Source organism: Bacillus cereus group sp. BfR-BA-01355 (assembly GCF_022663675.1).
In the GTDB taxonomy this organism is placed as follows: Bacteria; Bacillota; Bacilli; order Bacillales; family Bacillaceae_G; genus Bacillus_A; species Bacillus_A thuringiensis_S.
Map to the genome: position 1 here is coordinate 1 of NZ_JAKUFY010000141.1, position 11,459 is coordinate 11,459.

Sequence of the window (11,459 nt, forward strand, 5' to 3'; positions counted from 1 at the left end):
CAGTTTCTTTATCATCATTCTTCTTCGTTATATCAATTGCATATTTAGCAAATTCATTTTCAGATGGTCCAACATATGATATGTTCCCATCTTTCTTTATATACTTTTGTGCATTTGGTGAAGAATCAAATGTTGTATTTAATTTATCTGCAACAATCGGTTTAAACGTCCAATTTTGATCAGCTGCTGGATCAATATTTTTTATTTTTTGCATATACTTCACAATGATTTGACGTGTTTCATCTTGTGATTGGTATACAACTTCCCCTTCACTTACACCTGGGAACGTTTGACTACTTCCACGATAGTTATTTGTAGCGACGATGAACTTTTGATCATCAGCTACTGGCTTACCTTCATATGTCATATTTACAATACGATTCGTATTTGCATTTACAATTTTTCCATCTTTATCGTATTTCGCCGGTTGTGTTACATCAATTTCGTATTTTAAGCCATCTAAAATATCAAAGTTATATGTAGGATAGCCTATATTTACTAACGGTTGTTCTTCTGTTTTCTTTTCTGGATAAATTTGATTAAACTGACCTGCAGACATTTCAAGCCATTCTTTCACTTGTGCCCCATTTACTTTTACAGCATATAACGTATTTGGATATACGTATAAATCTGCAACGTTTTTAATCGCTAACGTTCCAGCTGGAATATCCGTATAATATGTAGCACCGTTTCGGCCACCTGCTTTAAATGGTGCGCCTGCAGATAAAACCGGAATATCTTTAATCTTTTCGTACTCTGGTTTTTTAAGTTCTTGTTCTACATACCATTTTTGTGCATTTGTCACAATTTGTACGGAAGGATCATCTTGTACTAATGAAAAATAACTATTAATTGGTGCTTTCGTTTCACCTACAGGTGTATTTACATAGTCGATTGTCGCTTGATGCTCATCTTTAATTTCATTAACTAATTTTTGATCAGATTCTACTAATGGGGTACCTTTACTATTAGCAATCGGGCGAAGTTGTGGCTTAGATTGATCTTTTTGTACTTCCCATGTTCCGTTTACCTTTTTCAATTGCATATCAATAATACCTAAGTTACTACCAAAAACACCAGGCATTACAACTGGAACACCATTAAATACATCCTCCACTTCAGTATGTGAATGTCCCATTAATACTGCATCTACGCCAGGAACTTGTGTCGCTAAATGATATGATGCATTTTCCATTTTATTCACTTCTTTATATTCGCTCTTATCGACGCCTGAATGAGCCAATGCAACGATAATATCCGCACCCTCATTTTGCATTTTTTTCACCATTATTCTTGCTGTTGCGACGATGTCTTTCGCTTTTACTTTTCCTTCTAAGTTCGCTTTATCCCAGTTCATGATTTGTGGTGGAACAAATCCCATTACACCAATTTTCACTATTTGTTTTTGGCCTGCTTCATCCACTACTTCTTTCTTTAAAATATGATATGGTTTAAAATAATTTTCATCGTTCTCTTCCTTATCATCATGGTCAACTTTATATACATTCGAGTTAATAACCGGGAAATCCGTTTTTTCAATCACTTTGTTTAAATAATCTAAACCATAGTTAAATTCATGATTCCCAAGAGAGATGACGTCATACTTCATTAAATTCATTACACGATATAATGGATGTGTATAACTAGGATCCACACGATTCTTCGGATCTTTTATTTTATTCGCTACGTAATCCCCAAGCGGTGTCCCTTGTAATGCATCCCCATCATCAAATAGGACAGAGTTTTTCACTTCTTCACGTGCTTTATTAACGAGTGTTGCCGTTTGTACAAGTCCTACTTTATTATCTGTTTTCGTTTGATAATAATCGTAATTCATTAAGTTAACGTGAATATCTGATGTTTCTAGAATTCGTAAGTTAACTGTACTCTCCCCAGTGTTCTCATCTGCATGAGCTGTTGCTGGCATTACTTGCGGCGCTATAACACCAATCGCAAGAGTTGCTCCAGCTAGCATTTTTTTTGACTTTTTCACAAAAAATCCCCCTTATACAATTACCAAAAATAATGAAATGAATCCCTATCTGTCTCTAACCACATACCTTTTTTCTTCTATTAGAGACACAATTTTCATTTCACCCTGCGCTAACGAGTAGTCCCCTTAAACGCCCGATTGATGAAGACCATTAATTAATCGGAAATAAAGCTCCCACTAATTAAAGTTTCACCTTATCTGACATTATCATATATAAAGTTCTTTCCTATCGTCAATATTTTTTGACAAACTTCAACAAATTTTCTGTAAAGTTATTATAAACTTTTCATAAACATATAATATGCCCTTACATTGCTAATACTGCTGAATATGATACAATTACCAATTACAAGGAGGATGAATTTATGAAAAAAGTCATCTTAACAATTGTTTGTCTCCTCCTTCTGATCATTTCTTATTCTTATTTTGAAAAGAACGACGAGACAAAACAAAATGAATCTGAAGAAAAAACAGAAAAAACATCTGCCCCAAATTGGATTGATAAGCAAACAAATGAATCTTTTTATCATCTTGTATTAGGTGATTCACTCGCTAAAGGATATGGATCGACACAAGGTGGATTTGCTGAATTAGCTTCTAAGCAAATAGAAGCACAAATTCATAAACCAATTACAGTAGAAAACCTTGGGGTAAACGGTCTTACAACAGATCGTCTCGCTAAAAAAGTTCAATCAGAAGATGTAAAGGAAAAAATTAGAGCAGCAAATATAATTACAATTAATATTGGAGGAAATAATTTATTTCGTTTAAATCGTGATGTTGGTGTTATAGATGGTATAAAAATGTTAAATAAAGAAAAAGCCCATTTTGAAGCGGATATAAAAAGTATTGTAAAGACAGTTCGAGATCAAAATCCGGATGCTTTACTCATTCTCTCAGAACTCTATAACCCGTTACAACTCGATGACTCCATCGCAAGTTATGCAGATATGTTTTTAGATGGCTGGAATGAATCTGTTTATTCCATTTCCAAAGCAAATCAACCATCTATCGTTTTACCAATTCGTAAATTAATATCGAATGATAAAAAAGAGTTATTATTTGACCAAGTACACCCAAATGATAACGGCTATGCGATTATTGCCAATACATTTACAAAGCAAGTGTTATCCTACAAATATTAAAGCGACCATGAAACAATTCTATTTTTATAACATGTCTTTTTTGTTACAATGATAGTGGAAGGGGGCCTTTATATGGAATCACGCGAGTGGGAACGTATTGTTGATCATCTTCTTTCGCTAGTGCCTCTTTTTTATCGCAAATTTATGCTTCCTGGAGAATTTTCTTCTCAAAGACATATGCCGCCATCACATACACAAGTATTACTGCTTTTGCATGAAAACGGCACATTAGCAGTTTCCGAAATCGGCAAGCGGCTAGCGATTTCACGGCCTAACATGACACCTCTATTAAACAAACTTATTCAAGAAGAACTAATAGAGCGTCATTATAGCGAAAAAGATCGACGGGTCATTTTAATTTCCCTAACAGCTGAAGGGAAATTATTAGTAAATCAGTATCAGCAATTCATTTTAGACAAACTAAAAGAAAATTTCCAAACATTATCTGAGGAAGAGCGCGAAAAGCTCATTCATTCTCTTCAAACCATTCAAAATTTAATTTTGAAAACAAACGTATAAAGCTGCTTCTAAATAGAAGCAGCTTTATGATTCGTAATAGTTACCATAGTATACATTGGAATATGGCCATGTTGTTAAATATGGTTTTTTTTCCTGTGTAGGCTGTTGTTGTGGTATTTGTGGTATTTGTGGTATTTGTGATAATTGCTGTAATTGTTGTTGCCGATATAATTCGTATTGTCTACTCGTATCATAAACCGGATAATAATTTACATATGGATATACTTGAGGTACGTAATAATAATACATTATCCTCTCCTCCTTTTTCTTAAACATATTCAAAGGAGAAAATGAATGTGACATTGTTTATAATTGTACAAGTGGTTCTCTCACTCGTTTCTTCCTTTTCTTCAAGCGTAACTTACGGTTCTTTTCGTATAAATAATGCACAACGAAATACGAAATGAGACCAAACACAACTCCTAAAATCGTCATTCCAATTAATACATACACTTCACTTTGTAATAAGCTCTTTAATATCGTAAAAATGTGAATTGAAAACAAGTCCGATATCGTAAATGGTTCATGATGAATTTTCTGTACATCAAATGGATAAATCATTTTTCCTAGCGTATACGCAAGCGGAAATAAAAATACTGGGAGAAACGATATTTTCCCAATAATATTGCCAATAACTGCCGCAGGAAAAGATCCCTTTGCTAACCTGACGATTGGATAAAATATTACATATACGAGCGATGCCGTATAAATGACTAACATTTCTAAGCCGAATCCTATAGCAAACCCTAACGATACTTTCTTTGCGCCTTCTGGCGATCGAAGCAACTTATAATATTGAAACTTTAATATTCTCCACATCCGCTGAAAAAACGAATATGTTTTCTTAGTTGTTTTCACCCTCATCATCTCTTTAACTATATTTTTATATGTAGTATGTCCTTACACACTCTGAAAAACAAATTTAGTTTTCTCTTTTATTATAAATGATATCGAAATGGTTAACCAAATATACATCCGACATTTTAATATAAAAAAACCTCCCTTTTAGGAAGGCTCTTCTACATTTTTAAATAAACTCACTAATAACGCTTTTTGAGCATGCAATCGATTACCAGCTTGCTCGAAGACGATAGACTGTGGTCCATCTATAATTTCTCCTGTTACTTCTTCTTCACGATGGGCAGGTAAACAGTGTAAGAAACGATATGTTTGTTTCGCATGCTTAACAAGTTCGTTATTGATTTGGTAAGGTTGAAATAAAGAATATTTCTCTTCTTCGCCCTCTTGCCCCATGCTCATCCAAACGTCAGTATAAATGAAATCTGCTTCATTCACCGCTAATTCAGGATCATGCAAAACTTCAATTTCAGCTCCTGTTTCCTTGGCAATCGCTAACGCTTTTTTTACAATCTCTTCATTCGGTTCATATCCTACAGGCGTTGCAACAGTCATATGCATTCCGACTTTTGCACTCGCTAGCAACAATGAATGACATACATTATTTCCGTCACCTACGTAAGCCAATTTTATTCCTTTAAATGTATTTGTTTCTTCATATATTGTCATTAGGTCTGCCAATGCTTGACAAGGATGATGATCATCCGTTAAACCGTTAATAACAGGAATACTAGATTCTTTTGCAAGCTCTTCTACATCCGCGTGTGAGAATGTACGTATCATGATCCCGTCAATATACTGCGATAATACTTTCGCAGTATCTGAAACGGTTTCTCCTCTTCCCATTTGCATCTCTTTCCCACTTAAAAACATACCATGTCCCCCGAGTTGTACCATTCCCGCTTCAAAAGATACACGAGTACGAGTTGAATGCTTATCAAAAATAAGCCCTAATATTTTGCCTTGTAATAAAGGCTCTTGCTTATTCTTTTTTAAATATATAGCGAACTCAATTAAAGAAATAATTTCTTCTTTCGTTAATTCTTCTAGTGTTAAAAGATCTTTCGTATTTAATTTCGGTACTTGTACAGTTGACATGAAACTTCCCCCTTATATGATTGATACGTTTTTTGTACAAACTACTTTTTTTATTATATATACTGCCTGTTCTAACTCTTCATTCGTGACAATGAGTGGCGGTAATAGTCTTATAACATTAGGGCCTGCTTGTAATACGAGAAGTCCTTCGTTTTCTAGTTGTTCTATAAAACTTGCAACTTCATGCTTACACTCAATCCCAATCATAAGCCCCTTACCACGTATATTTTGAATACATTCGACATGCTGTAATTCCTCTTGCAACTTCTCTAATACATACTCGCCTTTTTCTTGTACTTCTTTTAAAAACAATGGTCTTTTACTTACTTGCAATACTTCTTTCGCTGCAGCCATCGCGATGTAATTCCCGCCAAAAGTTGAACCGTGTGATCCTGCAGTAAACGACGTTCCGAGCTCTTTCCGGCCAATCATTGCTCCGACAGGAATCCCATTCCCAAGTGCTTTTGCAACGGTAACGATATCAGGCTCTATTCGCACTTGTTCATAAGCGAATAGTGTTCCAGTTCTTCCTATCCCCGTTTGTACTTCGTCTATAATAAATAAGGAACCGAACTTATTACATAATGTTTCAATCTCTTTCAAAAAAGATAGATCAGCAGGTATTACTCCTCCCTCTCCTTGAACTACTTCTACCATTACCGCCGCAACTTCTTCATTCATTACTTCCTCTAATGCTTTAATATCGTTAAAAGGGATATGTAAAAAAGATGGAAGTAATGGACCAAATCCTTCTTTTACCTTATCTTGGCCTGTTGCACTCATCGTTCCAAATGTTCTACCGTGAAAAGACTGCTGGCATGTTACGACGAGAGATTTTCCAGTATGCTTACGTGCTAACTTTAAAGCCGCTTCATTTGCCTCTGCCCCACTATTACAGAAAAACACATAATCTAATGCTCTATTTTCTGTTAATAATGACGCAACTTCTTCTTGTAAGCTGTTTGTAAACAGGTTAGATATATGCCATATATCATCAAGTTGCTCTTGTACACCTTTGAGAACAGTAGGGTGACAATGTCCTAAATTACATACGCCAATTCCTGATGTAAAATCTAAATATTGCTTACCTTTATTATCAATAACTTTCGTTCCAGTTCCCTTTACAAACTCAATAGTTCTTCTGCCATACGTTTGAAAAAGATGACTCGTCATGCAATACTCACACCTTTCGTTACCGTCGTTCCAATACACTCTCCCGTAACCTCAGTAAAATCTTTTGTACCATTCACAATACTTATCTTTTGCACTCCCATTTTTAATGATGCTAGTGCCGCCTGTACTTTCGGAATCATCCCACCTGTAATAACACCTGTTTCTATAAAAGTTGCAATTTCAGATTCATCCGTTTCCTTTACCAAATTCCCTTCATGTAATATTCCATCTACATCCGTAATAAAAATCAGCTCTTTTGCCCCTAACGCGGCCGCAATCCCAGCTGCAGCATTGTCCGCATTTATGTTATAAATTTCATTACCATTTACCCCGATTGGAGCAATAACAGGAATATACCCCATATTTATTAATCCTTTTAATAAGGCTGTTTCTACATAACTTACTTCTCCCACATATCCTATCTCCTCGCTGACAGGTTGAACTTGAAGTAAATTACCGTCACACCCTGAACAACCTACAGCAAGTAAATTATGCTTTTGTAAATTCATTACGAGTTTTTTATTCGTACTTCCGCATAGCACCATTTGAACAACATCCATAACTTCTTTTGGTGTTACGCGTAATCCATCTCTTTTTTCTACGTTGATGTTACAATCTTTTAATTTGGCATCAATTTCTGGCCCACCACCATGAACAATCACCACTTTATACTTCTGTTGCAATTTCTTTATACAATCAAAAAACACAGCATTTAATTGATTCAACATACTACCGCCGCATTTCACTACAATATAATCGCTCATCTTCTCTCTCCTTATGTACGATAACAAGCATTTATTTTCACATATTCATAGCTTAAGTCACAGCCCCAAGCTGATCCTGTCTCTTCACCTAAGTGTAAGTACACATTAATGACTATTTCATCTTCTTGTAATCTCTCTTTCATTTCTTCTTCAGAAAATATTTGAGGCTCACTATTTTTTAATACCGATATAGATTGAAGAGTAATGTCAATTGTGTTCGGATGAATAGCTACTTCACTTTGTCCAATACTGCTAATAATTCGCCCCCAGTTTGGGTCTTCACCATGTATTGCTGTTTTCACAAGACTCGAACCGACTATTTGCTTTGCAATTTTTTTTGCCTCTTCATTCGTTTGAGCTCCTAGCACATTTACTTCTATTAACTTCGTAGCTCCTTCACCATCTTGCGCAATTTTTTTCGCTAAATCTTCACATACTTGCTGTAAAGCACATACGAAAGTTTCCCAATCTGTATGTTCCATATTTATCGGCCTTGTTTCTGATAATCCACTTGCCATAACGATGACCATATCATTCGTAGAAGTATCTCCATCTACCGTAATTTGATTAAATGTATGATTCGTAATTTCGGATAACGCTGTTTGCAATACGTCATGCTCTATATGAGCATCTGTCGTAATAAAACTAAGCATCGTTGCCATATTCGGATGAATCATCCCTGAACCTTTTGCAACACCCGCAATCGCCACTTTCTTCCCATCAATAATCATTTCATAGCAAGTTTCTTTCGTTATAAGATCCGTCGTTAAAATTGCTTCAGAAAAACAATATGCTTCACTTTCTTCCTTCGTCGGTATAAGAGTTGCAACTCCCTTTCGGATTATATCCATCGGCAGTGGAACACCAATTACACCTGTTGAAGCTACTGCAACGTAATTTTCTTTCATCCCAAAATGTTCCGCCCCTAATGCGCGCATCTCGTATGCGTCTTGTAATCCTTTCATTCCAGTACAAGCATTTGCATTTCCACTATTAACGATAATTGCTTGTAACTTCCCTTCTGCCGTTATACTATCCTTCGTTACTTGCAAAGGAGCTGCTTGTATTTGATTCGTTGTATACACAGCGGCACATGATGCTGGTACATCACAAACAATGGCACCTAAATCCTTTTTCTCCTTTTTTAAACCATTTGCAGTACCAATTGCCGAAAAGCCTTTCGGCGTTACAATTGAACCATTTTCTAATTTTGTAATAGACGCTACTTTAATCACCATGTCCCCCTTATACATAAAGCGGCATATGTTGTAAACCTGTTGTCTCTTCTAGTCCCGCTATTATGTTTGCATTTTGAATCGCTTGCCCAGCCGCGCCTTTCATCATATTGTCTATAACAGAAACGACCGTAACTCTTTCAGCTCTTTCATCGTAAGCTATGCCAATATCACAATAATTTGAGCCTCTCACTTCTTTTGGACTTGGAAATTTCCCTTGCGTACAAATTCGGATGAAAGGCGATTGTTCATACGTTTCTTCATACAATTTTTGAAGTTGCTTTATTTCCATCTTTTGTTTTACTTTTGCATAAAGTGTAATCATGATTCCTCGTGATATCGGTATTAAATGTGTGCTAAATGTAATTGGCTGTGATTCACTATTCCATTCTGTAAGCATTTGCTCAATCTCTGGAACGTGCTGATGCTCATTCACTTTATAAATGTGCAAGTTATCATATAGCTCAGGAAAGTGAGTCATTGTTGTTGGTGTTTTACCTGCTCCTGATACCCCTGATTTCGCATCAATAATAATCGAATCTTCTTCAATCATGCCGCTACGTACTAACGGCGCTATCGCTAGCAATGTGGCTGTAGCAAAACATCCTGGGTTTGCAATTAAATTTGCCTTTTGAATCCCAGTCCTTTTCCATTCACTTAACCCATACACTGCTTTTCTAAGAATTTCTTCTTTCGCTGCTGGCCTTTTATACCACAGTTCATATGACGAAGGATCTATCATACGAAAGTCTCCAGATAGGTCAATTACTTTTAAACCTTCTGCTAATAACTTAGGAGTTAACTCCGCCGATACTCCTGCTGGGGTTGCTAGAAATACGATTTCTGCTTCTTTTCCTATCGTCTCCACATCAATTTCTTGTAACGTATGAAAAAGGACATTTCGAAGATGAGGATATACATTTGTTATACACTCACCAACTTGTGAAAAAGAATGGAGAGATGCTATCGAAAAATATGGATGTTGTTCTAATAAACGAATTAACTCAATGCCCCCATATCCAGTGGCTCCAATAATTGCGACTTTCATAAGTTCCTCCTCATATCGATTCTTTAAATTAAGTATGATTATAATATTGTATATTTATAGAGTCAATTAAATATTTATAAATTTTTAAATCTAAAAAAACTTAATTTTATTAGAAAAATAATATACTCAACCGAATTTTTATACAAAAATAGTGCATAGTAGTTTTTTTATTTCACTTCAAGTACAATAAAACAATACATACGTACATACAGGCGGGGAAAAATATGAACGAAAAATTAATTGAGAAAATGATTATAAAAAGTTTTCAACAATATCAATGCAGTCCAATATCAAAAGAAGATCAGGAAATGCTAGTGAAACATATTCAAACGGTGACTCATTCAAATATTGAAATTGATTTATACGAGGAAATTGAGGATATTGTTTATGATTATGTAACTGGAAAACAATAAAAAATAGGAGATTTCCATATGGAAATCTCCTATTTTTTACTTAATGATTTACCTGCAACACGCTCAAATAAACCTGGGAATAAAGCATAAAGTTTCGGACCAATGCCCATCCACTTCGGTAAGTTTACTTCACGTTTTTTCGTGTGCATCGACTTTACGATTTGTTCTGCTACGTATGTTGGTTTTAACATGTAACGTCCCATATTCTTTACATATGTACCAGATTGATCCGCTATTTCAAAAAAGTTTGTATCTATCGGACCTGGATTAATTGCTGTAACATAAATATCTGTATTCGCTAATTCCATGCGTAAACTATTCGTAAATCCTAATACGGCATGTTTCGTTGCTGCATAAGCACTCGATTTCGGAGTTGCAATTTTTCCAGCAAGTGAAGCAATATTAATAATATGTCCTTCATTCTTGTTTACCATATAAGGTAGTACCGCTTTCGTACATGCTACTAATCCAAATACATTTACTTGGAACATATCTTTTACTTCACCCATTGACGCATCTTCAAACGTTTTAAAAATACCAAATCCCGCATTGTTTACTAATATATCAATACGTCCCACTTCTTGTAATACCTTTGAAAAAACAGACTGTACTTCCATCTCTTCACTTACATCTAATACATAATAATAGCAAGGCGTATTATAAGTTTCTTTAATTTTGTCTACTAACGCTTGTAGTTTCTCTTCTGTTCGAGCCATTAATACTGGAGTCGCTCCCTGTGCTGCAACTTGCATTGCAACTTGCTCACCAATCCCACTAGAAGCACCTGTAATGACGATTACTTTATTTTGTAAACGTCCTGTCATTGCTGTCACCTACTTTGCATAATAAATCAATTGTTGCGATGACTCATCAATCATCACTTGTTGATTATATGCTAAATAGTCCAATTGTCCAACCGTTTCTGAAATAGTAAGTGGTAATTGTTCTTTATATAATACCGGAAATAGTTTTACACATACTTCAAATGCTGTCATTGGTTTTTCCTTTAATAACTCAAGCACTTTAAAAGCACGTGTTTCTTGCTTTTGTAATCTCGTTTCAATAAGTTGTTTCACATTTAGAACATCTTCCCCATGCCCTGATAAAATGCGTGAAATATTCATTTCGCTTAAACGCTGTAATGTTTGATTATATTTTAGTAATGGGCGTGCCCGCTCTGTTTGCCCTTCATATGGTGGTTCTAGTATTGGAT

Annotated in this window: 12 protein-coding genes and 1 pseudogene; 3 read left to right on the forward strand and 10 right to left on the reverse strand. The window is 35.3% G+C overall.

Going from position 1 to position 11,459, the window contains the following annotated elements:
* Positions 1–1,993: bifunctional 2',3'-cyclic-nucleotide 2'-phosphodiesterase/3'-nucleotidase (gene cpdB / locus MR167_RS28140; protein WP_242316027.1), on the reverse strand; the 1,993-nt coding region annotated here is incomplete at its 3' end.
* A gap of 365 nt (positions 1,994–2,358) precedes the next feature.
* Between cpdB and MR167_RS28145 the strand changes: the two genes are divergently transcribed.
* Complete coding sequence (locus MR167_RS28145) at positions 2,359–3,138, forward strand: GDSL-type esterase/lipase family protein (RefSeq protein WP_000755850.1); 780 nt, start codon at positions 2,359–2,361, stop codon at positions 3,136–3,138.
* A gap of 72 nt (positions 3,139–3,210) precedes the next feature.
* Complete coding sequence (locus MR167_RS28150) at positions 3,211–3,657, forward strand: MarR family winged helix-turn-helix transcriptional regulator (RefSeq protein ID WP_000445819.1); 447 nt, start codon at positions 3,211–3,213, stop codon at positions 3,655–3,657.
* A 24-nt stretch (positions 3,658–3,681) separates the two neighbouring features.
* On the opposite strand, the gene MR167_RS28155 is transcribed toward MR167_RS28150, so the two are convergent.
* The 7 genes from MR167_RS28155 to argC form a co-directional block, all read right to left on the reverse strand.
* Positions 3,682–3,906, reverse strand: coding sequence for a hypothetical protein (locus MR167_RS28155; protein ID WP_063675663.1), 225 nt, complete (start codon positions 3,904–3,906; stop codon positions 3,682–3,684).
* 57 nt (positions 3,907–3,963) lie between these two features.
* Complete coding sequence (locus tag MR167_RS28160) at positions 3,964–4,524, reverse strand: DUF2062 domain-containing protein (RefSeq protein WP_242316029.1); 561 nt, start codon at positions 4,522–4,524, stop codon at positions 3,964–3,966.
* A gap of 138 nt (positions 4,525–4,662) precedes the next feature.
* Positions 4,663–5,613: an ornithine carbamoyltransferase gene (gene argF / locus MR167_RS28165; protein WP_000108861.1), complete on the reverse strand. Its 951-nt coding sequence runs from the start codon at positions 5,611–5,613 to the stop codon at positions 4,663–4,665.
* Positions 5,614–5,625: 12 nt separating this feature from the next.
* On the reverse strand, positions 5,626–6,786 hold the full coding sequence (locus MR167_RS28170) for an acetylornithine transaminase (protein ID WP_000200545.1): 1,161 nt from the start codon (positions 6,784–6,786) through the stop codon (positions 5,626–5,628).
* The gene (argB, locus tag MR167_RS28175) at positions 6,783–7,550 is read right to left on the reverse strand and encodes an acetylglutamate kinase (RefSeq protein WP_001286792.1); all 768 of its coding nucleotides are present in this window, start codon (positions 7,548–7,550) and stop codon (positions 6,783–6,785) included. The genes MR167_RS28170 and argB overlap by 4 nt, the downstream gene beginning before the upstream one ends.
* An 11-nt stretch (positions 7,551–7,561) precedes the next feature.
* Positions 7,562–8,785: a bifunctional glutamate N-acetyltransferase/amino-acid acetyltransferase ArgJ gene (argJ, locus tag MR167_RS28180; protein WP_000598384.1), complete on the reverse strand. Its 1,224-nt coding sequence runs from the start codon at positions 8,783–8,785 to the stop codon at positions 7,562–7,564.
* A gap of 10 nt (positions 8,786–8,795) precedes the next feature.
* Positions 8,796–9,833 (reverse strand): N-acetyl-gamma-glutamyl-phosphate reductase, encoded by a 1,038-nt coding sequence (argC, locus tag MR167_RS28185; protein ID WP_000861237.1) that lies wholly within the window; start codon positions 9,831–9,833, stop codon positions 8,796–8,798.
* 224 nt (positions 9,834–10,057) lie between these two features.
* Here argC and MR167_RS28190 point away from each other — a divergent pair, with 224 nt between their 5' ends.
* Entirely contained in the window at positions 10,058–10,246 is a 189-nt protein-coding gene (locus MR167_RS28190; RefSeq protein WP_001003222.1) for a YqzH family protein, read from the forward strand.
* A gap of 29 nt (positions 10,247–10,275) precedes the next feature.
* On the opposite strand, the gene MR167_RS28195 is transcribed toward MR167_RS28190, so the two are convergent.
* Positions 10,276–11,070 (reverse strand): SDR family NAD(P)-dependent oxidoreductase, encoded by a 795-nt coding sequence (locus tag MR167_RS28195; RefSeq protein ID WP_000147794.1) that lies wholly within the window; start codon positions 11,068–11,070, stop codon positions 10,276–10,278.
* Between the two features lie 9 nt (positions 11,071–11,079).
* Positions 11,080–11,459 (reverse strand): annotated as a pseudogene (locus tag MR167_RS28200) (MBL fold metallo-hydrolase); the annotation flags it as partial.

What these genes read in the sequence shown, in the direction of transcription:
- argB (WP_001286792.1), bottom strand. Translation starts at nt 7,550, where the DNA reads ATGAGCGATTATATTGTAGTGAAATGCGGCGGTAGTATGTTGAATCAA.
- argC (WP_000861237.1), bottom strand. Translation starts at nt 9,833, where the DNA reads ATGAAAGTCGCAATTATTGGAGCCACTGGATATGGGGGCATTGAGTTA.
- MR167_RS28190 (WP_001003222.1), top strand. Translation starts at nt 10,058, where the DNA reads ATGAACGAAAAATTAATTGAGAAAATGATTATAAAAAGTTTTCAACAA.
- MR167_RS28195 (WP_000147794.1), bottom strand. Translation starts at nt 11,070, where the DNA reads ATGACAGGACGTTTACAAAATAAAGTAATCGTCATTACAGGTGCTTCT.
- MR167_RS28150 (WP_000445819.1), top strand. Translation starts at nt 3,211, where the DNA reads ATGGAATCACGCGAGTGGGAACGTATTGTTGATCATCTTCTTTCGCTA.
- argF (WP_000108861.1), bottom strand. Translation starts at nt 5,613, where the DNA reads ATGTCAACTGTACAAGTACCGAAATTAAATACGAAAGATCTTTTAACA.
- MR167_RS28170 (WP_000200545.1), bottom strand. Translation starts at nt 6,786, where the DNA reads ATGACGAGTCATCTTTTTCAAACGTATGGCAGAAGAACTATTGAGTTT.
- MR167_RS28155 (WP_063675663.1), bottom strand. Translation starts at nt 3,906, where the DNA reads ATGTATTATTATTACGTACCTCAAGTATATCCATATGTAAATTATTAT.
- MR167_RS28160 (WP_242316029.1), bottom strand. Translation starts at nt 4,524, where the DNA reads ATGATGAGGGTGAAAACAACTAAGAAAACATATTCGTTTTTTCAGCGG.
- MR167_RS28145 (WP_000755850.1), top strand. Translation starts at nt 2,359, where the DNA reads ATGAAAAAAGTCATCTTAACAATTGTTTGTCTCCTCCTTCTGATCATT.